Below are 21,678 nucleotides of genomic sequence, written 5' to 3' on the forward strand. Positions count from 1 at the left end.
CAGGGCGCGCAGCCGGTCGGCGGCCGGGCCGCCGTGGCGGACGCCGGTGGCCTGGACGACCGCGTCGAGGCCGTCGAAGGCCGCCGGGCCCAGGAGGGCGCACCCGAGGGCGATCTCGGCCCAGCCCCGTACCGTCCAGGCGGCGGCCTCCGCCCCCGACGCCGGGACGTCCCTGGCCGCCACGGCCCGGCCGGCCGCCCAGGCCCACATGGCCGACTCGTCGCGGGTCAGCGTCATCGCGACCACAGCCGGACGCGCAGCATCAGCCGCCGGGGGTCGCCGAACGCGGTCCGGCCGTGCAGGGTGCGGCGGTTGTCGACCAGCAGGACGTCGCCGGGCGTGAGGCGTACCTCCTCCGGATCGGCCCGCGCCAGCGCGTCGGTGAACGTTTCGGCGGCGGCCCGCCCCTCCTCCGCCGGGACGAGGTTGTCGGGCCGCCAGCGCACGGTGTCGCCCGCGAGCACCGGCAGCGGTGGCGCGCCCCGCCCTCCGGTGAATACGGCCGGCGTGATCCACGACCACTGCGGGCGGCGCAGGGCGGCCTCGGCACGCGCCCCGTCCGGGCGGGCCCGCAGCGCGGCGAGGGCCCGGCTCGCGGGCAGCAGCAGCGAGTGGCCGCCGTCGGCGGCCGGGCGGACCGCGAACAGGCAGACCAGGTCCTCGGGATCGGGGTGGTACTGCGCGTCGGTGTGCAGCGGAACCGGTCCGCCGCGCTGGGAGAACGTGCCGCCGAGTGGTCGCGGCCTGACCTCCCAGACGGGGTGGCCGCCGTCGCGGGCCGAGGGCCGGCCGAACCGGGCGGCGAAACGGAGCGCCTGGGCGTGGGTGGGCACGTCCCAGCCGCCCCGCACGACCACCCATCCCCGCGTGGCCAGCCCGTCCTCCGCGTCGGTCGTTTCGGTTGCCCGCATTGGACGCCTCCTGGTCCGCCGGTGAGTGGTGCCTCCAGAGAAGCGGCATCCTGGGTGCGGTGGCCGGTCGCGAGGCGGGCGAGGTCAGGGCGTTTACGGGTTGACCCTTGCAAGAGTCAGCTCATCTCACTAAGGTTCGCCCAACCTTAGTGAGATATATTCGCAAGTAATGAGCTCATATAGGGGGAACCAAGCGGTGCTAGCCCAGGAGCGAAGGCTTGCCGCGATCGCCGCGGCGTCCGCTGCCGCCTTCCGGCACAGCGACTACCACCAGGTGCGGGCCGAGGACGTCGCCGAACGGGTCCGGCTGCCCCGGGGCGGCGAGAAGGACACCGGCCGGTCCGCCGTGTGGCTCTACAACGAGGTCCGCAGCCGCCGCGTCCTGGTCGCGCTCGCCGCCAAACACGCCTTCGACGAGTTCACCAGCGGCGAGAACGCCCCCGAGCCGGTCGCCTCGATGCTCGGCGCGGCCGAGTCGGTGGCCGCCGCGCTGCGCCGCATCGCCCGCTTCCACCAGGTCGAACGCTTCCTGCTCGCCCAGGTCAGACTGGGCATCGGCGACATCTCGACCTCCGAGAAGCGCCCCTCGGCCGCCCAGACCCCGCCCGTCTGGCTCACCGGCACCTACGGCTCGGCCGCCGCCGCGGGCTGGGAGGGACGGGTGACGGCGTACGCCGAATACCTCGCCCCCCGCCTCGACCAGGCCGCCCGCGCGGTCGCGGTCCCGCCGGAGAGCTGGGCGAAGACGAGCGCCGAGCGCCTGTCCGAGCTGGCCTTCCGCGCCATGTCCGACGACGCCGACGCCCCCGCCGACCGGCAGGCCGAGGGCCTGGCGGCCTACTGGCTGGCCCGCGACCTGATCCCGCTGACCGGCGAGTGGGCCGACCGCCTCCACGCCGCCGAGCGCACCGCCGAACTGGTCGAGAAGATCGGCCCCAACGGCCGCTCGCGCGCCAACGCGCTGCTCGTGGTCTTCCAGGTGCTCCTCGACAGCAGCCCCCTGCTGGCCCGCGCCGCCGAGGTCGGCGCGGAGCTGATCCCCCTGCTGGCGGGTTCACCGGCCGACGGCGTGAGCCTGTGCGACGTGACGTCGCGGCGCGGCCTGGCCCTGCTGCGCCTCGGCGACACCGCCGCCGCGCGGGGGTGCTTCGAGGAGTCGCGGCGGATCGCCGAGAAGCTGCCCGACTCGGCCGACCCGGCGTCACTGGTCGCCCGCGCCGAACACAACCTGGCCGAACTCCTCGTCGACGAGGGCCACGCCGAGAGAGGCCGCGCGATCCTCGCCGACGTGGCCGAACGCCGCAGCGCCGGAGTGCCCCAGACCGGCGCCGGCCCGGCCTGGCGCCGCCACACCCTGACCAGGCAGGCCCTGGCCAGGGCCACCACGAGGGCGGGCCGCGTCGTCGACGGCGTCAGCCTGGCCGAGGCCACCCTGACCGACCGGGAAGACCGCCTCGGCCAGGACAACGTGAACACCGCCTCGGCCCGCGTCACCCTCGCCGAGGCCCTGCTGGCCGCCGCCCATCCCGCCCAGGCCCGCCACCACCTGACCGAGGCGATGCGCCTGCGCTCCCTCTACCTCCCGGGCGAGGGCTACTGGCCCCAATACGACCTGGTCCGCCTGGCCGAGATCGAACTGCACGCGGGTTTCCCCGCCCAGACGGTCCGCCTGCTCGACGACGCGACCGTGACCACGACGTGGTTCGCCGAGCGCGTCTCCCCCCGCCTCCACGAGGAGGCCGTGCTGATCCGCTCCCTGGGCCTGACCGCCTCGGGCGAGGCGCTGACGGCCCTGTCCGACCTGGCCGAACTCCCGCAGACCAAGGCGGTCCTCCGCGCCCAGGCGACCGCCCGCCTGACCGTCGGCGACCCGGCCTCGGCCGCCCGCGTCCTCGACGCCCTGACCCCCGACGAGTCGGCCCCCGAACAGGCCGAGACCCTGCTCATCCGCGCCCGCGTGGCCGCCGCCCTCGGCCGCGAGGCGGCCGCCGAGGAGGCCTGCCAGTCCGTCCTGGCCCTTGCAGGTGACCAGATCGACGCCACTCACCCAACGGTGCTTGGCGCCCGCCTGGGCCTCGCCCTGCAACGCGTCCGCTCGGATCGGGCCGCCGAGGTGGGCGAACTGCTCGCTCCGCTGCTTGATCGCCGGGCCCTCGCACATGGGAAGCCGGCGCTGGGTGACGGGCATCCGCTGCTGGCAGAGGCCATGGCCCTGGCGGCGAGAGCGGGTTCCCCGCCGACGCGGACGCCGGAAGACCAGCTGTGGGAGAACTTCTAGTTGAGTCAGCTCTTGGGGGCGGGGTTGACTTGAGTAAAGCCGGTGTGGACGACGGAGGCGTTTAACGAGCCGATGAGGTCGTTCGGAGCGGCGTACACGATCAAGATATTCGACTTCCCGCCCGACGCGAAGCCCTCTGGGTGTCTCTCGCCGAGAGACACCGAGTCTTGAAGCGTCGTCGGGGCGGCGGTCGCTGAGCCGATCGAATGGGTCGCGTCCATGGCGATGCGGGCCTCGAAGCAGCCCTCGGGGAAGGTCGACACGAGAGGTCTCCAGCGGGCGACAAGCCTCTCACGGCAGCACTACGGCCCTCGGACCCAGCCGGACGCGAACCGCCCAGGTCCGCGCCATGGCCCGTGCCCTGGCACGGCTGGTTCCCGCTCTGGTCTGCGCCGGGTCCACGTAGGTCCACGCCCAGCTCCTGGCCCCGCTCTGCGCCTTGGCCCGTGCCCTGCTCCGGCCGGCTCCCCACCCTGGCCTGCGCCCAAGCCTGCGCCCTGCTCCGGCCGGGTCCCCGCGCTGGTCTGGCGCCGGGGTCCGCGCCCCGCTCCGCGCCGGTCCACGCGCTGGCTCGCCTCGCACCGTTCACCAGACACATCGTCCGGCCGCTCCAGCGGGACCGAACCGGTCCGGCGTCGGGGCCTGCCCCTCCCCGTTCAAGCCGCTTGATAGCAGGCGAAATACTGCGGGGCGTGGAATCCATGTCCCTGATCTCGCTGACACCGGCGCTGCCGATCGCACTGGTTCTGATGGTCGTGGGCGGCGCGGCCGTGGCGGCGCTGGGAGGGCTGGGGCACGGGTGGGCGGTGGTGCGGGCCTGTGCGCGGGCCGTGGTTCAGCTCGGGGTGGTGTCGCTGGTCATCGCCTGGGTCGTCGCGAACGGGTTCGCCGTCGCCGGGTTCATCCTCGCCATGTACGTCTTCGCCACCCACACCGCCGCCCGGCGGATCGGCACCTACTGGGCGGCGCTGCCGATCGCGGCGGGCAGTGCGCCGATCCTCGCGATCCTCACCGTCAGCGGCGTGGTCTCCCTCGAAGGGATCGTGATCATCCCGGTCGCGGGGATCGTCTTCGGCGGTTGCCTGATCGCCACCGGTCTGGCCGGGCGGCGGGCCGCCGACGAGCTGGCGACCCGCCACGGCGAGGTGGAGGCGGCCATGGCACTGGGCTTCACGCCCCGGGAGGCCCGGCTGGAGATCTGCCGGCCCGCCGCCGCCCAGGCCCTCGTGCCGGCCCTCGACCAGACCCGGACGGTCGGGCTGGTCACCCTCCCGGGCGCGTTCGTCGGCATGCTCCTCGGCGGGGCCGGGCCGGTCGAGGCGGGGATCGTGCAGCTGGTCGTCCTGGTGGCGCTGCTGTCCGCGGAGGCCTTCGCCGTCGTGCTGACCATCGAACTGGCCGCCAGAGGACGGCTGATCAGGCCGTAAATTTCTGCCCCATATCGTGATATGTCCCGAATTCGGGATCTTCGGAGCGGGCACGCCCAACCCGAACCGAAGGGGGTACGCAAGTGATCAAGAAGCTGCACCGTATGGGTCTCAAGTCCAGTCACATGTACACCGCCGCCATGGCGTCGGTCGGGCTGTCCTTCTGCACCTGGATGATCTCCAGGCAGATCGAGGACGCCGGTCTCGACCGGGCCGACCGCTGGGGGATCTTCATCGGCCAGTGGGCGCCCACGCTCATGGCCATGGGCGTGGCGCTCCGCGTCGAGGAGACCCACATGACCGACGACGACATGCGGAAGATGGACTCCGACATGGAGATGGGCTCCCGCACCTCGGGCGGCTCCCGGGTCCACGCGTCCGCCAGGTAGGAGACCACTGGGGCCGCCCCGGCACGCATCCGACCGGGGCGGCTTCAGACCCCTTCGACGTTGTCGACCACCCGACGCCGCACGCTCCCGGCGCTCCGAACCGTCCGGCTCCCGGAGCGACGCGGGTGCCGCGTCGGCGCCGCCAAGGTCAGCAGGCGACGACCGGTGCTTCAGACCTTCGACACCACATGCTTCAAGCCTCGACACCACACGCTTCAGGCCCATCGACACCAGACGCTTCAGGCCTCCGGACCTGGCGCTTCAGGCCTCCGGACCTGGCGCTTCAGGCCTCCGGACCTGGCGCTTCAAGCCTCCGGACCTGGCGCTTCAAGCCTCCGGACCTGGCGCTTCAAGCCCTCGACACCAGGTAGGGCACCAGTTCTCCCACGCCCCGGACCACCTGGAGGCTCTCCGCCCGCAGCCCGAACCTCGGATGGTCCTCCAGTTCCCCCGCTATCGCGGGGTCGGCCAGGACGCCGCCCGCCGGGGCCAGTGAGGTCAGCCGGGAGGCCAGGTTGACCGTGGTGCCGAAGACGTCGCCCATGCGGCCGATCACCGGGCCGATGGCCAGGCCCACCCGCAGCTGGGGCATCCCCTTGACGCGGGCGTGCGCGCCGATCAGGGAGAGGGCGATGTCGGCGGCGCGGGCGGCCGAGTCGCTCACCCACAGGACCGAGTCGCCCAGGGTCTTGATCATGCGGCCGCCCGAGGAGGCCACGATGTCGGCCGAGCGGCTCTCGAAGCGTTCGACCAGGCGGGCCAGTTCCGTTTCCGAGATCTGGCGGCTCAGCCTGGTGAAGCCCACCAGGTCGGCGAAGCCGACGGCCAGGCGGGCCGAGGCGGTCTCCTGGTCGACGATGCGGCCGGCGGAGGCAGCGAGGTGGCGGCGCCAGGCGTACACGAGAAGGCGTTCCAGGTCGGGGACGACGCGGTCGGCGCGGCGCTGCCACGCGTGGCTGCGCTGGGACAGCGGGACCCCGGCCAGGTCGAGGCTCTCGGCGCCCAGTTCGGCCTGTGACTCCGCGAGGCGGGCTGAGGCCCGGCCGAGGGAGCGGGCCATCAGCATGATGTGCTCGTCGTCGTAGGTGCCGTCGGCGAGCAGGCCCATGAGGGTCTTCAGCGCCTCGACGTCGGCGTCGGTGAACTCGATCGCGTCGTCGGCGACGTTGGCGAAGCCCAGCGCACGCCAGAAGCGGCGGGCCCGGTGGAAGGGCACGCCGGCCAGTTCGGCGACCTGGTGACTGGTGTAGCGACGCTGCTGGCGGAGGAAGGCCTCCGTCAGCCCGTCGACTCGCGGGTCGTCAATCGTCATGCGGAAACCGTTCTGCGACCCATTCCGGAGAACGCACGATACCCGCGCTTTCAGTGGGGGAAAAGTCTTGCCACCAGCCACTTTATCCGGCTATTTCGGTAAATGTTCAGGGTTTGCGGGCCACGCCCCCGTACTGGTGGACCTCGCGGTCCCGGTAGTCGGTCAGCGTGTCGGGCCGCCACTGCGGCAGCGACACCACGCCGGGATCGAGCAGGTCGAGATCGTCGAAGAAGCGGGCCAGCGTCTCGGGAGTGCGCAGGACCAGCGGGGCGCCGCCCCGGCGTTGCCAGACGTCGGCGGCCTTCTGCATCCGCACGCTCGGCGTGCTGCTGGCGATGGCGACGTAGCTGCCCGGCGAGAGGGCGTCGACCAGGGCGTGCACCACGTCGAACGCGAGGGTGTCGTCGGTGACGAACTCGATCACCCCCATCAGCATCAGCCCGACCGGCCGCGAGAAGTCGAGCGTCTCCGAGGCCGCCTCCAGCAGCGGGTCAGGAGAGCGCAGGTCGGCGTCGAGGTAGTCGGTGGCGCCCTCGGGCGTGCTCTCCAGGAGGGCACGGGCGTGGATCAGCACGGCGGGGTCGTTGTCGACGTACACGATCCTGGCGGCCGGGTTGATCTTCTGGGCCACCAGATGGGTGTTCCCGGAGCTCGGGATGCCGGTGCCGACGTCGAGGAACTGGTCGACGCCGAGCTCCCCCGCGAGCAAGGCGACGGCCCGGCCGATGAACTGGCGTTCGGACCGGGCGTTGATCGGCAGGTCGGGCATGACCGCCGTGATCTGGGTGGCCACCTCGCGGTCTGCCGCGAAGTTCTCGGTGCCGCCGAGCCAGTAGTCCCAGACCCGTGCCGGATGAGGTATCGAGATGTCGAGGCGCTGCCGTGGTGTACCGGCCATCTCCCTCCCTCCTCTCCAGCCAACATAGCTTTCCCGCCATCCCCGCACGGCGAAGCGGAGCCCGTGATCTGGTCACGAACCCCGCTCGCGGTGGGAAAATGCGGCTAACGCCGCGGCAGCGGCCGGACCGCCGAGGTGCCCAGGCCCGACGGGAGCAGCACCAGCCGGGGCGGCGGCGCCAGCGACTCCGCCCGCAGCCGGAGCAGTTCGGGCTCGGTGTAGCGGACGCAGCGGCGGTGCCACTCCATGATCCCGGCCATCCAGTCCTTGAGCATGGCGGCGTGGCGCTCCAGCACCCGGCTCACCCCGGGGTCGCCGATCATGGCGAGCATGGCCGGCAGGCCGTTGGCCAGGATGTGCTCGAACTGGCGCATCCGCTCGTTCATCAGGTCGAGCACGATCGCGCGGGCGGTGACCCGGTCGACGTCGAGGAAGTTCTCGACGACCAGGACCATGTTGTGCAGCTCCCCCTCGAACTCGATCTCCTTCTGGTAGGAGAACAGGTCGTTGGTGAAGCAGGCGTAGTCCTGCGCCGCGGTCTCCAGTTCCCGCATGACCCGCGACTGGTAGATCTCGTCGTCGACCACCTCGGCCGCCGCCAGCCGGGCCAGGCTGGCCGTCAGGTCGGAGCCGAAGGTCTTGCGGCGCATCTCGATGTAGTCGACGGGGTCGGGGATCCGTCCGGCGGCCTGGTTGTCGAGCTCCCACACCCAGCTGTCGATCATGTCCTCGACCGCGGCCCGGAATCCGGCCCGCGCCCGTTCGGGCAGGTTTGCGGCGGTACGCCGCCACAGGTCGGCCAGTCCCCGCTCCATCGGCTCCACGGGCTCCGGCGCGGGCTCCCCCATGATCGCCTTGAGCCGCGCGTTCAGCGCCCTGGCCCCGGCGAGGTCGCGGGTGGCGCCGAAGGCGACCGGATAGTAGTCGTCGCCGTAGGTGCCCCAGGTCAGCCAGTCGGTGGCCAGGAAGACCTCCTCCGGGTTGCCGTCGGCGTTGATCATGGCGGCGCAGTGGGCCAGGTCGATGCCCTTGTAGCGGCGTTCGTCCCAGACCACCTCGTCGAGGAACCCCATCTCCCGCGCCCAGCCGACCGAGTGGCGGCGGGCCGCGTCGAGGTGGGGGCTCATCCGGAGCGGATAGGGCAGCCGGAACTCCGGCACGGGCTGCGGCCCCACCCGCTCGAACGGCGTGTGGCCGTGCTGCCTGGCCCGCTTCTCCGCGCCGATGCGCAGGGTGGACGTACCGAGACCCCGGGGTTTGTGGATCTTGCCGGAGACCATGCCCTCGTTCATGTAGCGGCTCGACCGCATGTGCCACTCGTGGCCGCCCGACTGCCAGTCCTGCAGGCCCTTGGCGTAGAGGGCGACGGCGGCCTGCTCGTGGGGCGGGGCGGCCCGCTCGGCCAGCAGGGCCGGCACCTCGGTCAGCGCGGTCGTCTCGAACTGCTGCAGCCGGGAGGTCAGCAGGTCGTTGACCCGTTCGGCGGCCTCCTGCGTGGTGACGCCGAGGAACGTCTCCAGCACCAGCACGGCGTTGGAGTTCTCCCCCTCCTCGGCCACCTCGCGCTGGTAGGAGAACAGGTCGTTGCGCAGGTGGACGGCGTCGGAGAAGGTGTCGGACAGCACCCGCAGCGGCCGGGTCGCGGCCAGGTGACCGGGCACCTCCGCCCCGACGGCGAACTCGACCAGGTTGGCCGACCAGGGTGCGCCGCCGACGCGGCGGCGCATCTGGATGTACTCGATGGGGTTGGCGATCCGCCCCCGGTCGATGTTCTCCAGCTCCCACATCGACTCGACCATCAGGTTGTGGGTCGACACGACGAAGCGCTCACGCCAGTCAGTGGACATGTGCGGGACGGTCCGCTCCCACAGGTCCCGAAGCCCCGCCTCGGCCGGGTTCTCCGGCTCGGGCGGGGTGTCGCTCATGAACAGTTCCAGCCGGTCGAGGTAGCGCTGGGCGCCGGCGAAGTCGCGGGAGTGCTTGAACAGCTCGAGGAAGTGGTCGTCGAAGAAGAAGACCCACACGTACCAGTCGGTGACCAGATCGAGGGCCGGCCCGTCACAATCCGGGTGCGTGTACGCGCACATCAGCGCGTAGTCCATGCGGTCGAGTTCCTCGGCGGTCCACACGACGCCGCCCCCCGGCTTGGGGGCGTCGAGCATGCCCATCTCCTTGGCCCACGTCATGGTGTGGGCTCGGGAACGTTCCAGGTGGGGGTTGAGCCGGGCGGGATACGGCACGTAGAACTCGGGCATGGTGAAGGCCTTCAAAGAGGCTCCTCTCCTCGGATGGGTACTCGCCGTGACGACACTGGCACTTTCTGTGGGATCACCGCAAGACCCGAAGATCTCACCCTTCCGGCGGACCCGCCGGGCATGTCGGCTACGTGGGGACGTACACGACCGGAGTGGCCCCCGGGTCACGGCCGAGCGGGTGGGCCGGTATCGGGACCGGCCCACCTCGCGGCTACTCCGTGAGCTGCTTCAGGAGGGTTCTGGCCTCCATGGTCACCCGGCTGGACCCCTTCCGGGCCGCCAGTTCCGCCAGACCCGGCACCTTGCCCTTCGCACCGCACACCCGGGACGCCTTGACCGCCACGCCCAGCAGGTCGCCCAGCCCCGAGCGGGGTTTGGCGTTCTCTTCCGGCAGCAGGCCGGGCAGGGCGATCGAGAGCACCTCCCAGACGGCCGCGTGGGCGCCGGCGTCGGCCGACTGGCCGAGGACCTCGGTGATGCGGTTGAGCTTGAGGACGTCGCCCGTCACCAGGCGGCGGATCGCGTCGCCGACGCCCTCGGCCGGGAAGTCGGGGCGGCCCGCCAGGGCCAGGAAGGCCTCACCCGCCGCCGAGCGCTGGACGTCCCGCTGGTGGCCCATCGCGGCGGCCACGGTCGCGGCGACCACGGGGCCGACCGGGCCGGGGGCCACGGCCAGGGGGATGACGGCCTCGCCGGCGGGCTCGCTCTGGTCGGCCCAGTTGCAGATCCAGCGGAGCAGGAAGGCGGCCGTGGCCTCCGGGTGGCCGGGGAGGGTGCCGGCCCAGATGTCGCGCGGGTGGATCCAGTAGTTGAAGTCGTCGTCGGGAGACAGGGTGAAGAGGGCGTCGACGTGGTCGGGGAGTCGCCGGCCCGGGTCCATCGTGACGACCGGCTTGCGCTCGATCCAGCCGTGGCGGTTGGTGACCTTGACCGTCCACTCGATGACCGGGTCGGGCAGGCCGCCCTCGCGGATCCACTCGGCCAGCATGCGGCCCCCATGGCCGCCGATCTTCTCGGCGCGGTCGGCGACCGAGTCGTCGACCTCGCGGGGCAGCCGGAGCAGGGCCTGGGTGAGGTCGGCCGGGAGCGGCTCGCGGTCGCCGAGGGCCTCAAGCCGGGCCAGCAGGGTCTCGGGGTCGACGAGGTGACCCGGGAGCGTCGGGGTGGCGAGCAGGCAGGGGCGGGTCTCCCCCTCGGCGGCCATGCACACGATCTCGGTGACGCGCTGCAGGAACAGGCGGGCGTGCGGCGTCGACCGGCGGTTGTGGGGGTCGCGGGGCGGCAACGCCAGGTCTTTGACGCGCTGCAGGAACGACGGGTTCAGCCCGAGCAGCTTGCGGGCCCTGGCGCGGAATCCCTCGTCGGCGTGCTCGCCGAACAGGGCGGCGGCCCAGAACAGCAGCCAGCCCGAATTGTCGGGGACATGGCTGATGGTCCGGAAGAACTCCCAGGCCGAGGGCTCGAAGTCGGCCTTGAGGTCGGCGACCATGGCGTCGCGGTCGCGGTGGCTCAGTTCCACCAGGGCGGCCATGATGCGCTCGGAGGCGTCCATGTCGCCGGAGCGCTGGACGTCTTTCAGCTCGATCACGAGCTCCGGCACGGTGCGGATCGGCGGCTGGAGCGGCGGCGCGCTCACCAGGGGGACGCCGGTGAACACCTCTTCCTCGGCGGTCTCGGTCACGCCGAACGGGCCGGCCAGCGGCGCCCGTTCGTCGGCGGGCAGCCGGGTGGCCGCCTCGGCGACGGCCGCGCGGGCGGTCTCACCGGCGGCGCCGAGCTTGACCGCGAGGCGGATCGCGCGGGCGCGGGTCGCGGGGGTCTCGGCGGAGAACACGTCGGCCAGGGCGAGCAGGGCGCCCTCGGCCCTGACGGGGTCGGCCTTGGTGACCTTGAACGTCTCGGAGATCCATTTGAGCGCGGCGGCGACGTGCTTCTTCTCGGCCCGCAGCGCCAGCGCGCCGACGGCCTCGCCGAACAGGCCGGCGTCGAGGCGGCCGGCCAGGTCGAGCGCGCGCAGTTCCTCGATCGCGAGGTCGGCGACGTTGGCGGGCCCGGCGGGCAGGCAGCGGACCAGGTCGCGGGCGGGCATCTCGTCAAGGCTGGGCTCGAAGCGGCGGCGCAGCTCCACGAACATGGTCAGGTTCCGGGCGTCGCCGCCGATCAGGAACCGGCCGATCGTGCCGTCGAGGATCACGGCCCGGTCGAACCGGCCCCTCTTCACCTCCGCGAGCATCCGGTCGATGAACTTCACGGTGGCCGGGCTCTCCCAGCTGTTCCGGAAGGGCGCCGCGGCCCCTTCGGTGTCGAACAGGCGCGGCACCATCGTCTCGGCGATCGGGTCGTTCTTCAGGTCGGCCGTGACGAACGCGTGCCACGCCCAGCAGACGACGAACGCGTCGCCCTCGGGTTCGACGCCGGTTTCGAGCACCATGGTCCGGGCCAGGGCGTATCCGGGCGGGCCGCCTTCGGCCCGGCGCCACGACCAGTCGGCGTCGCGGGGCGCCCGGAGCGCGGCCGTCAGCCGCCGGGCCAGGTCGGCGCGCCATTCGGCGGGACGCCCGCGCAGCGCGCCGGCGAGGGCCGTCGCGTCGGCCCACGGGTCGGCGAGTTCGCGCAGCTCCCGACGGTTGAGCCAGGTGGCGACCTGACCGGCCCCGCCGTGGCAGAGGGCGCCGGCGAGCCGCAGCCCGGGGATCTCGTGCCGGTGATCGACCGCGAACCGCCACTCGCCGAATTTGCGCACCCGGGCGGTCAGCTCGGCCAGGAGTTCCTTGCGCCCGGCGGCGTCGAGCGACTCGATCGCGGCGGGGATGAAGGCGTGCCTGCTCTGCCCGATCAGTCCCATGACGGAGCTCACGCCGTCACCTCGACCAGGGACGCGACCTTCTGGGCGGCCAGCACGTGTTTGCACGGCCCTCGCGACCCCCGGTAGTCGATCCACCAGGGACAGGTGCAGGTGGGCGGCGAGCCGGGGGTGAGCCGGACGGTCCGTTCGTTCACCTGGGCCGCGCCGGGCCCGGTGAACCGGACGGCCCCCTGCTCGACCAGGTCGAGCGCCGACTTCAGGCGGGGGTTCATGGCCAGGACCCGGCCGGCGTCGTAGGGCAGTTCGCGGTGGAAGTGGGCGGCCTCGGCGACGTCGTAGCCGACGCGGCCGCCGGTGCCCAGGCGGGTGAGGGCGGCGCCGACGCGGGCGCGGGTCAGGCCCGACTGCTCGGCGAGCAGGTCGGCGTCAAGCCGGGGCTCGAACCGCAGCAGCGCGCCCACCAGGTCGGCGTCGTCGGCCACGGTGTCGCCGCTCAGGTCGTCGAGGACGGCCCCCTCGCCGGAGAATCCTCGCCGGAGCTCGGGCGACAGGGTGAGCGTGAACCGCATGCCGGGCAGCTCCAGCTCCCACGCGGACGCCCTCGGCAGGGTGCCCTCGACGACGGGGCCGTAGACGCGCAGCCCGGTCGCGAACCGCAGCAGCGGCGCGAGCACGGCCAGCCGCTCGGGCCCGGCCAGGCAGACCGCGCCGGGCGCGGGCCGCGCGGTCAGCCGCAGGGACCGCCCGGCGGGCACCGCCCACAGCACGCCGCGCTTGGGCAGGTCGCGCACGAACTTCACGGCCTCGGCCCGGCCCAGCGAGGCGCGCAGGTCGAACCTGGAGGCGATCACCTGGACCTCGGCGAAGCCGCGTAACCAGCGCTCGGGCAGCGGCACCTTCTTCTCCACCACCGCGCCGTCGAGCGTGGTGGCGACCACCTCGTCGTCGCCCACGGCCAGGTGGAGGGGGTCGTTGCCGCCGACGCGGGCCAGCGCCTTGCGCAGCGGCACGTTGACGTCGACGTTGGTGGTGCCGACCTCGACCACGTCGCCGTCGAGGGCCTGCTGCAGCACGTCGAGCCGGGCGTAGACCCCTCCGCACGCGGAGAACGACTCGAACCGCAGCCGGTCGCCGTTGCAGGTCACCACCGGGTCGCGCATGAACGTCACGGCGCGCAGTTCGTAGTAGCGGGTCTTGGCGACGTCGGCCAGGCCGATCAGGGCGGCCGCGGCGGGGGCGGCGTTGGTCAGCACGCCGCTGAAGAAGTGGGGCCGGGCGACCAGGCCGGAAGGGGTGAACCCGCCGGAAGTGGACAGGCCCAGGAGGCCGGCGGCGAGGTCGAGTTCGGAGGCTCGCGAATAGGAGTACGCGATCTGCGCGTCAGACATGGGCGGGACTCTAACGGCGTCGACCGACATTCCAAGAACTCGCTATAATCGAACACATGAGCGATCTCCAGGGCGACGTACAGGCCGCGATCGACGAACTCGTCGAGAAGGGCGTCGAGCGCGGCGTCCAGGTGTCGGTCTACCTGGGCGGCGAGCCCGTGGTCGACGCCGTGGCGGGGGTGGCCGACCCGGCCACCGGGCGCGCCGTGACGCCGGAGACGCCGTTCTACAACTACTCCGTCGGCAAGGGCGTCACTTCCACGGTGCTCCACGTGCTGGCCGAACGGGGGCTGATCGGCTACGACACGCCGATCGCCGAGGTGTGGCCCGAATTCGCCGCCCACGGCAAAGACCGGGCGACGGTCCGCATGGCTCTCAACCACACCGTGGGCGTGCCGGGCATCCCGCTCACCACGATCGAAGAAGACCTCTGCGACTGGGACGCGATGTGCGCGGCCATCGCCGCCGCCGAGCCGTGGTGGGAGCCCGGCACCGAGATGGGCTACCACGCCTACAGCTTCGGCTACATCGTCGGCGAGATCGTCCGGCGGGTGACCGGCCGGAAGATCTCCGAGGTGCTGCTCGACGAGGTCGCCGGCCCGCTCGGCGTGGCCGGCGAGCTTTACTTCGGCATGCCCGCCGACCAGCACCACCGGCTGGCCGTCCTCGAAGACGCCCTGCCCGCCGAGCCGCCGCCGGGCCTGCCGACCGAGCTGCCCGACCTGCCGATGTTCAAGGCCGGTCCGATGGCGCTGTCGCCGACCGCCGCGCTCGGCAACCGGCCCGACATCCTGGCCGCCGACATCCCGGCCGGGGGCAAGATGACGGCCCGCGCGATGGCCCGCCTCTACTCGGCGCTGATGACCGAGGTCGACGGCGTGCGGCTGATCTCCCCCGAACGCCTCCGGGAGATCTCCGCGATCTCCTTCGAGGGCGTCGACGCCGTCTTCGGCAACCCCGTGCGGTGGGGCCTCGGCTACGGCATCGGCCACCCGGGCGCCTTCTCCGATCCCGACCCGACCACGTTCGGCGTCTCGGGCGCGGGCGGCGGCACGGCCTACGCCGACACGAAAAACGGCATGGCCTTCGCCCTCACCAAGAACGTCCTGAGCGCCGACTTCACCACCGCCACCACGATCAGCGACCTGGTCCGGCGAGAACTCGCCCGATGACTGCGAGCCGCTCGCAGGTGGATTTGGGCGTCCAGGTTGGAGAGACTGCCCGTTATGACATTTCTTCTGGCGATCAGCGACGTGCACGTCGGTTATCCCGAGAACAGGGAGATCGTCGAGCGCATCCGACCCCGGTCGGAGAGCGACTGGCTCCTGCTGCCCGGAGACGTGTCCGAGAAGGTCGCCGACTTCGAATGGGTGCTGGGCACCCTCGCGAGCCGCTTCGCCAAGGTCGTGTGGGCGCCCGGCAACCACGACCTGTGGACCCACCCGAGCGAGACGCTCCAGCTCCGCGGCGTCGAGCGCTACGAACACCTCGTGAAGGTGGCCCGTGACCTGGGCGTCGTCACCCCCGAAGACCCCTACCCGACCTGGGAGGGCCCCGACGGCCCGGTCACGGTGGCGCCCCTCATGGTCCTCTACGACTACACCTACCGGGTGCCCGGCGTCACGACCAAAGAGGCGGCGCTGAAGCTGGCCTACGACAAGGGCGTCGTCTGCACCGACGAGATGGTCCTGCACGCCGACCCCTACGACGGCATCGACGAGTGGTGCGCCGCCCGCGCCGAAGAGACCGAACGCCGCCTGGCCGACCGCCCCGGCGGGCTGCCGACCGTCCTGGTCAACCACTATCCGCTGGTCCGCGACCCCACGTTCGTGCTGCGTCACCCGGAGTTCGCGATCTGGTGCGGCACCGACCGCACCGCCGACTGGCACACCAGGTTCGGCGCGATCGCGATGGTCTACGGCCACCTGCACATCCCCCGCACGACCTGGCACGACGGGGTGCGGTTCGAGGAGGTGTCGCTGGGTTATCCGAGGGAGTGGAAGCCTCGGGCGACGGCGCCGGGCCGGCTGCGGCAGATCCTTCCGGTCGGTTAGGCCTCGGGAAGCATTCCGGAATGCCACCTTCTAGGCCGTCACGCTGCGCAACATAGAACGCAACAGGCCGGTCACGCGGTCAGTCAATCCCGTCGCCCCACCGCCACGTCGATGACGGATTGACACCTCCAGGTCACACTTTGCGTTCGCCGGTTTGCGGGCTGTTGGGTTGGTCCATGACAAACGTGGACGCGATCGACCGGGCCGCGACGCCCGGCAGGCCGACGTTAGGGGAGGAATCCGTGCATCCGAGCCCGGTTACGTGGCGTGACCAGTTCCTGTACTTCCTGCTCCCCGACCGGTTCAGCGACGGCCGCGAGGAGACCCGCCCGAAGTACGACCGCACCGACGCCCACCGCGCCCCCGACCCCGTCGCCTGGGCCGATTCGGGGTCGCGCTTCCAGGGCGGCACGATCAACGGCATCACCGGCAAACTGGGCTATCTTCGCGACCTCGGCGTCACCACCCTGTGGCTCGGGCCGGTGTGGAGGCAGCGCCCCGACCTGGAGACGTATCACGGTTACGGCATCCAGGACTTCATGGACGTCGACCCGAGGTTCGGCAGCCCCGACGACTTACGCGCCCTCGTCGCCAAGGCCCACGACATGGGCATGTACGTGCTCCTCGACGTCATCTACAACCACACCGGCGACAACTGGTTCTACGACGACGGCGGCTCCCCCGTCTCCCAGCTCCCCTACCGGTTCGCCCCGCCCTACCCGATGCACGGCTGGCGCTCGGCCCAGGGAGCCAGCGTCCCGCGCATCGCCGGCCGGGGCGACGGCGTCTGGCCGGAGCCGTTCCAGAACCCCGAGTGGTACACCCGCGCCGGCAGCATCGGCCGCTGGGACCCCGAACCCTGGGAGGACCCGCTCCACCCCGACGTCGAGTTCCGTCGGGGCGACTTCCAGACGCTGAAAGACCTGACCCTCACCCGCGACGACGTCCTGTCGGCGGTCGTCGAGGTCTACAAGCACTGGATCGCGTTCACCGACTGCGACGGGTTCCGGATCGACACGGTGAAGCACGTGCCGTGGGAGGTGTCGAAGAACTTCTGCGGCGCGATCCGCGAATACGCCGAGTCGGTCGGGAAGGAGAACTTCCTGCTGCTCGGCGAGGTGACCGGCGGCGCCGCGATGGCCCGCGACTACCTCGACGTGTTCGGCCGCAACGTCGACGCGGTCCTCGACATCGGCCAGCCGGCGGCGCTGATCGCCGGGCTGGTCAAGGGGTTCGCCGACCCGCAGGCGTTCTTCGCGCAGTACCGCGGCCACGACATCCTCGGCGGCCACCGGGAGACCGGCCGCTACCACGTGACGATGTTCGACGACCACGACATGGTCGGCCGCGAGCGCCGCCGCTTCTCGGCGGGGAACGCCGGCCCCCACTCCGACACCCAGGTCGCCCATGCGGTCGGCGTGCAGCTCACCACGCTGGGCATCCCGTGCGTCTACTACGGCACCGAGCAGGCCTTCGACGGCGCGTCCCCGGCCGGGGGCGACGACCGCTACATCCGCGAGTCGATGTTCGGCGGGACGTTCGGGGCGTTCGGCACCCAGGGGTGTCATTTCTTCGACCCGGAGCATCCGGCGTACCGGAGAATCCAGGCTCTGGCGGCGGTGCGCAACCGCCCCGACGGCGTGGGCCTGGCGCTGAGACGGGGCCGCATGTACCTGCGCGAGATCTCGACGGGCGGCTCGTTCCGGCTCCCGGCGACGGGCGAACTGACCGCGTGGTCTCGCATCCTGCACGACCGCGAGGTCCTGGTCGCCCTCAACCCGACCCTCAACCCGATGACGGCCCTGGTCACCGTCCACCGCCCGTTCCACCCGGAGGGATCGGTCCTGTCGGTCCTCTACGGCGAGACGCCCCCGCCCTCGGTCGTCCACCACGACGGCCGAGCACTGGTGAGGATCAGCCTCCCACCAGCGGGCCTGGCCATCCTCGGCTGAGGGTGACCGATCGCCGGCCATAGGGAGACGATCAGCCGTCGGCCGTGCACGGCGATAGCGGAGCTCTGGCCAGGACCGGCCTCCCGTCGGCCGGTTCAGGCGGCCACAAGCCGGACCGACCCCGACAAGACGACCCAGACATCGGTGGTCCACCGCAACCGGCAAAGCACTAGTCGGGATCAGCCTCCCATCGGTCAGTTCAGGCCCACGGGGGCCAGACCGACGACCAGAGAAGACGACCCAGTCGTTGGCGTCCACCACAACGGCAAGCCCTGGTCGGGATCAGCCTCCCATCAGCCGACTCAGGCCCCTCCGAGCCGGGCCGAAGAGCTCGAGTCGAAAGCCGCCTGCAGTAAAGCCTCCGCGTCGTCCAGATACTTCGACAGATACTGCTCCGCCTCCGCCAAGCGCCCCTCCTCCAGCAACCCGGTCAGCAGCCGGTTCCGCGCCACGAACGGCGCGTGGAACGCGCCCGGGTTCTCCATCACGTGAAAGACCAGCCGCAGCTCCGCGAGGAGCTGCCCCATCAGCTCGTCAAGGCGCGAGCTCCCGTGCAGCGCGACCAGAGCCTGGTGAAAGCGCAGGTTGGCCGTCCCGACGTCGCGCCAGCGGTCGTCGGCCGCGGCCCGTTCGCCGTCTTCCACCGCCTCCCGGCAGGCGGCCATGTCTCCCCCGGCCGAGTTGCGCACGGCCGCGCATTCGATGACGCGACGCACCAGGTAGAGGTCTTTCACGTCGGACGCCGACAGCACCCGGACGAACACGCCCCGGTTGAGCTTGTGCACGAGCAGTCTCTCGTGGCCGAGCAGGCGGAAGGCCTCTCTCAGCGTGTTTCGGGAGATCTCCAGTTCGGCGCCGATGGCCTCTTCGGAGAGGCGTTCGCCGGGTTCGTAGACCGCCTGGGCGATGCGGTCGCGCAGGACGCCCGCCACGAGTTCGGCGGTGCTGGTTCGCAGGAGATGGGGCCCGGTCGTCTGTTCACGCACGGTAACCAGCAAAACATGAGAACAAACCCCTTGTCGAATTGTTCAACGATTCTTATGTTGAAAATGGCCCACCTCCCCACGAAGGAGCGTCATGGCAACCTCCCAGTCCCGCCGGGTGATCGTCGCAAGCCTGATCGGCACGTCCCTCGAGTGGTACGACTTCTTCCTCTACGGCACCGCCGCCACCCTCGTCTTCGGCAAGGTCTTCTTCCCGACGTTCGAGCCGCTCACCGGCACCCTGCTCGCCCTCACGACTTACGCGGTCGGCTTCGTCGCCCGTCCGCTGGGCGGCATCGTCTTCGGCCACTTCGGCGACCGGGTCGGCCGCCGGGGGGTGCTCGTCGCGACGCTCCTGTTGATGGGGATCGCGACGTTCCTCATCGGCCTGTTGCCGACCTACGCCGCCATCGGCGTGGCCGCGCCGGTCCTGCTCGTGACGCTGCGCTTCCTCCAAGGGCTCGGCCTCGGCGGTGAGTGGGGCGGCGCGGTGGTGATGACGATGGAGCACGGCGATCCCGCCCGGAAGGGGTTCAACGCGTCCTGGCCGCAGGTCGGGGTGCCGGCCGGGAACCTGCTGGCGGCCGGTGCGCTCGGGGTGCTGTCGGCGACCCTGCCCGAGCAGGCGTTCCTCGACTGGGGGTGGCGGATCCCGTTCCTGCTGTCGGGCGTGCTCGTGGGGGTGGGGCTCTGGATCCGGGTGCGGGTCGCCGAGTCTCCCCTGTACGCCGAGATGCCCGCCAAGGCCCGCATGCCCCTGATCGACGTGATCACCACGCATCCGCGCGCCCTGCTGTCGGCCATCGCCGCCCGCATCGGCGTCGACGTCGCGTTCTACACCTTCACCCTCTACATCCTCACGTACGTGACCGGCACGCTGAACCTCGACCGGCAGACGGGGCTGAACGCGGTGCTGATCGCGTCGGCGTGCCAGTTGTTCCTGATCCCGCTGTTCGGCGCGCTGTCCGACCGGGTCGGGCGCAAGCCCGTCTACCTGGCGGGGGCGGCGGGCGCGGCGGTGTGGGCGTTCGCGTTCTTCCCGCTGCTCGACACGGGGTCGTTCGCGCTCATCGTGTTCGCGACGGTGGTGGCGCTGGCCTGCCACGCGGCCATGTACGGGCCGCAGGCCGCGTTCATCGCCGAGTTGTTCAGCACCCGGCTCCGCTACAGCGGGGCGTCGATGGGCTACCAGCTGGCGGGCGTGCTGGGCGGGGCGCTGGCGCCGATCATCGCACTGGCCCTGCTCGACCGGTTCGGCACCACTCTGGCCATCTCGCTCTACGTCCTGGTCGCACTGGGGATCACCGCCGCCGGCGTGGTCGCGGCGCCCGCGAAGGCCGAGGTGCGGGTGTGATGCGGCGTCTCCTCATCGCCGGTTCGGCGCTGCTTCTGGCGGGGTGTGGCGGGCTGAGCGAGGCCGACACGAAGGCGTGCGGCGACGGCCGCAAGCTCGTCGCCTACGCCCTGAGCATCACCGACGTCGCCCCCGAAGAGCTGGTGGGCGTGATGACCGAGGCGACCGGCGACCGGTTCCGTGCCACCGCCGCCGAGGCCGCCGACGAGGGCGTGAAGAACGCGCTGACCGCCCTGGAGAAGACGATGGCGGGCTTCCGGCCCACGCAGGTGACCGTCACCGGCACGACCATCGGAGAGCAGTACCTAGCGAAGGTCGAGTCCGACCGGCAGCGGCAGGAGAACGTCGACAAACTCGAGGCGACGCTGCGAAAGCAGGGGAAGGCGCTCAACGAGGTGTGCGGGACATGAGGCGGGCGACACGCGACCAAGACTCCGCACGCCACGAAGCAGACCGGACATGAGGCGACCGGCGGCGTTCGGGGTGGCCGTCGCGGTGTCGGCGGCGCTGGTCGCCGGACAGTGGTGGGTGAACCGTCCCGAGGGCTCGCCCGAGTGCCCGGACGGCCTCGCCGAGATCCGGGTCGCCGCCTCGCAGGACAAGGTCGAGCTGCTGCGGGAGGCGGCCGCCGGGTTCGGTACGCGGGACTGTGGCCGGGTCGTGGTCGACGAGGTCAACTCAGGGACCGGAATGGAGGCGCTCGCGCGTGGCTGGGACACCGACCTCGACGGTCCGCGTCCCGACGTGTGGGCGCCGACCGCGTCGGTGTGGCTCACTCTTCTGGAGCACCGCGCGAAGGACACGGGTGGCGTCGCTGCCACGGCGCCACCCGTGCCGATCGTCACCTCGCCGCTGACGATCGCGATGCCGCGTCCGACGGCCGAGGCGCTCGGCTGGCCGGAGCCGATCGGGCGGCGCGACCTGGCGGCGCTCGCCGGCGCGCACGGCCATCCGGAGTGGGGGACGTTCCGGCTCGGCACGACCAATCCGAACCTCTCCACCTCGGGGCCTCGACGCGACCGTGGCCGTCTTCTTCGCGGCGACCGGGACGACGGGGGGATCTGACCTCGGGCGACGTACAGAAGAAGGAGAACCGGGAGTTCGTGCGGGGCATCGAGCGCTCGATCGTCCACTACGGCGAGACCGCGATCGCGTTCCTGGAGAACATGCAGAAGGCCGACGACAGGGGCTCGGCCCTCGGCTGCATCTCCGCGGTGACGCTGGAGGAGATGTTCGTCACCGACTACCACCGGGGCGATCCGTCGGGCGACCCGGCGACGCTCGGCGACCACCTGCCGCCGCGCGTGCCCCTGGTCGCGACCAGTCCCGAGGAGGGCACGACGGTCTGACCACCCCTGCATCGAGCCGGCCTGGATGGACGAGCCGAAGCGGAAGGTCGCCGCGGCCTTCCTGGAGCGCCTGCTCAGCCCGCAGGTCGGGGAGCGGTTTCTGCTGTACGGCTACCGCGCCCACGACGGCGCCACGAGCCCGCTGCTCACAGACGCCGGACCGCTCCCCGCCGTCGGCGCACGTGCTCGACGAGGTCCTCAGGTCGCGGCGGGAGCTGCGAAAGCCGGACTTAACCGATCCGCCTGTTCACCATCGGCTACGGCGGCGGCGACCAGGAGGTGCGACGAGGCGCGCCTCAAGCGGGTCTTCACTCGGTGATCT

At 71.7% G+C, this 21,678-nt stretch carries 20 protein-coding genes; 11 read left to right on the forward strand and 9 right to left on the reverse strand.

Annotation, left to right across the window (positions count from 1 at the left end; genetic code table 11):
• A partial coding sequence (locus FDA94_RS34180) for a hypothetical protein (protein WP_137251198.1) occupies positions 1 to 237 on the reverse strand: 237 nt, incomplete at its 3' end.
• Positions 234 to 911 carry a TauD/TfdA family dioxygenase gene (locus FDA94_RS34185; RefSeq protein ID WP_137251199.1) on the reverse strand — a complete coding sequence of 226 codons (678 nt, stop codon included), beginning with the start codon at positions 909 to 911 and terminating at the stop codon, positions 234 to 236. The genes FDA94_RS34185 and FDA94_RS34180, both read right to left, overlap by 4 nt.
• A gap of 196 nt (positions 912 to 1,107) precedes the next feature.
• Here FDA94_RS34185 and FDA94_RS34190 point away from each other — a divergent pair, with 196 nt between their 5' ends.
• Positions 1,108 to 3,189, forward strand: coding sequence for a hypothetical protein (locus FDA94_RS34190; RefSeq protein ID WP_137251200.1), 2,082 nt, complete (start codon positions 1,108 to 1,110; stop codon positions 3,187 to 3,189).
• A 5-nt stretch (positions 3,190 to 3,194) separates the two neighbouring features.
• Here FDA94_RS34190 and FDA94_RS39605 read toward each other — a convergent pair whose 3' ends face one another.
• Entirely contained in the window at positions 3,195 to 3,452 is a 258-nt protein-coding gene (locus tag FDA94_RS39605; protein WP_170991248.1) for a hypothetical protein, read from the reverse strand.
• 438 nt (positions 3,453 to 3,890) lie between these two features.
• On the opposite strand from FDA94_RS39605, the gene FDA94_RS34200 reads away from it, so the two are divergent.
• Entirely contained in the window at positions 3,891 to 4,616 is a 726-nt protein-coding gene (locus tag FDA94_RS34200) for an ABC transporter permease (RefSeq protein ID WP_137251225.1), read from the forward strand.
• 83 nt (positions 4,617 to 4,699) lie between these two features.
• Positions 4,700 to 5,005 carry a hypothetical protein gene (locus FDA94_RS34205; RefSeq protein ID WP_246060305.1) on the forward strand — a complete coding sequence of 102 codons (306 nt, stop codon included), beginning with the start codon at positions 4,700 to 4,702 and terminating at the stop codon, positions 5,003 to 5,005.
• A 349-nt stretch (positions 5,006 to 5,354) separates the two neighbouring features.
• Here the strand turns inward: FDA94_RS34205 and FDA94_RS34210 are convergent, their stop codons facing one another.
• The 5 genes from FDA94_RS34210 to FDA94_RS34230 form a co-directional block, all read right to left on the reverse strand.
• The gene (locus tag FDA94_RS34210) at positions 5,355 to 6,317 is read right to left on the reverse strand and encodes an adenylate/guanylate cyclase domain-containing protein (protein ID WP_137251201.1); all 963 of its coding nucleotides are present in this window, start codon (positions 6,315 to 6,317) and stop codon (positions 5,355 to 5,357) included.
• A 106-nt stretch (positions 6,318 to 6,423) separates the two neighbouring features.
• Positions 6,424 to 7,215: an SAM-dependent methyltransferase gene (locus FDA94_RS34215; protein ID WP_137251202.1), complete on the reverse strand. Its 792-nt coding sequence runs from the start codon at positions 7,213 to 7,215 to the stop codon at positions 6,424 to 6,426.
• Between the two features lie 104 nt (positions 7,216 to 7,319).
• The gene (locus FDA94_RS34220; protein ID WP_137251203.1) at positions 7,320 to 9,485 is read right to left on the reverse strand and encodes a terpene synthase family protein; all 2,166 of its coding nucleotides are present in this window, start codon (positions 9,483 to 9,485) and stop codon (positions 7,320 to 7,322) included.
• 196 nt (positions 9,486 to 9,681) lie between these two features.
• Entirely contained in the window at positions 9,682 to 12,327 is a 2,646-nt protein-coding gene (locus FDA94_RS34225; protein ID WP_137251204.1) for a DUF6493 family protein, read from the reverse strand.
• On the reverse strand, positions 12,324 to 13,664 hold the full coding sequence (locus FDA94_RS34230) for an SWIM zinc finger family protein (RefSeq protein ID WP_137251205.1): 1,341 nt from the start codon (positions 13,662 to 13,664) through the stop codon (positions 12,324 to 12,326). Before FDA94_RS34230 ends, FDA94_RS34225 begins: the two co-directional genes overlap by 4 nt.
• 56 nt (positions 13,665 to 13,720) lie before the next feature.
• Between FDA94_RS34230 and FDA94_RS34235 the strand changes: the two genes are divergently transcribed.
• The 3 genes from FDA94_RS34235 to FDA94_RS34245 all read left to right on the forward strand — a co-directional run bounded on the left by FDA94_RS34235 (position 13,721) and on the right by FDA94_RS34245 (position 17,670).
• The gene (locus FDA94_RS34235; RefSeq protein ID WP_137251206.1) at positions 13,721 to 14,836 is read left to right on the forward strand and encodes a serine hydrolase domain-containing protein; all 1,116 of its coding nucleotides are present in this window, start codon (positions 13,721 to 13,723) and stop codon (positions 14,834 to 14,836) included.
• 54 nt (positions 14,837 to 14,890) lie between these two features.
• Positions 14,891 to 15,718 carry a metallophosphoesterase family protein gene (locus FDA94_RS34240; protein WP_137251207.1) on the forward strand — a complete coding sequence of 276 codons (828 nt, stop codon included), beginning with the start codon at positions 14,891 to 14,893 and terminating at the stop codon, positions 15,716 to 15,718.
• A gap of 176 nt (positions 15,719 to 15,894) precedes the next feature.
• Entirely contained in the window at positions 15,895 to 17,670 is a 1,776-nt protein-coding gene (locus FDA94_RS34245; protein WP_137251208.1) for an alpha-amylase family glycosyl hydrolase, read from the forward strand.
• Positions 17,671 to 17,972: 302 nt separating this feature from the next.
• Here the strand turns inward: FDA94_RS34245 and FDA94_RS34250 are convergent, their stop codons facing one another.
• A complete protein-coding gene (locus FDA94_RS34250; protein WP_246060306.1) occupies positions 17,973 to 18,656 on the reverse strand; it encodes a GntR family transcriptional regulator in 684 nt (227 codons plus the stop codon).
• A gap of 91 nt (positions 18,657 to 18,747) precedes the next feature.
• Between FDA94_RS34250 and FDA94_RS34255 the strand changes: the two genes are divergently transcribed.
• From FDA94_RS34255 to FDA94_RS34275, 5 genes are read left to right on the forward strand one after another with little or no spacing between them, the layout of a single operon-like run.
• On the forward strand, positions 18,748 to 20,007 hold the full coding sequence (locus FDA94_RS34255) for an MFS transporter (RefSeq protein ID WP_137251210.1): 1,260 nt from the start codon (positions 18,748 to 18,750) through the stop codon (positions 20,005 to 20,007).
• Positions 20,007 to 20,417 (forward strand): hypothetical protein, encoded by a 411-nt coding sequence (locus tag FDA94_RS34260; RefSeq protein WP_137251211.1) that lies wholly within the window; start codon positions 20,007 to 20,009, stop codon positions 20,415 to 20,417. The genes FDA94_RS34255 and FDA94_RS34260 overlap by 1 nt, the downstream gene beginning before the upstream one ends.
• 49 nt (positions 20,418 to 20,466) lie before the next feature.
• Positions 20,467 to 21,072: a substrate-binding domain-containing protein gene (locus FDA94_RS34265; RefSeq protein ID WP_137251212.1), complete on the forward strand. Its 606-nt coding sequence runs from the start codon at positions 20,467 to 20,469 to the stop codon at positions 21,070 to 21,072.
• Between the two features lie 38 nt (positions 21,073 to 21,110).
• The gene (locus FDA94_RS34270; protein WP_137251213.1) at positions 21,111 to 21,356 is read left to right on the forward strand and encodes a hypothetical protein; all 246 of its coding nucleotides are present in this window, start codon (positions 21,111 to 21,113) and stop codon (positions 21,354 to 21,356) included.
• A 25-nt stretch (positions 21,357 to 21,381) separates the two neighbouring features.
• Positions 21,382 to 21,675, forward strand: coding sequence for a hypothetical protein (locus FDA94_RS34275; protein WP_137251214.1), 294 nt, complete (start codon positions 21,382 to 21,384; stop codon positions 21,673 to 21,675).
• Positions 21,676 to 21,678 lie beyond the last annotated feature (3 nt).

The sequence above is a fragment of the Herbidospora galbida genome, assembly GCF_005233835.1.
Taxonomy (GTDB): domain Bacteria; phylum Actinomycetota; class Actinomycetes; order Streptosporangiales; family Streptosporangiaceae; genus Herbidospora; species Herbidospora galbida.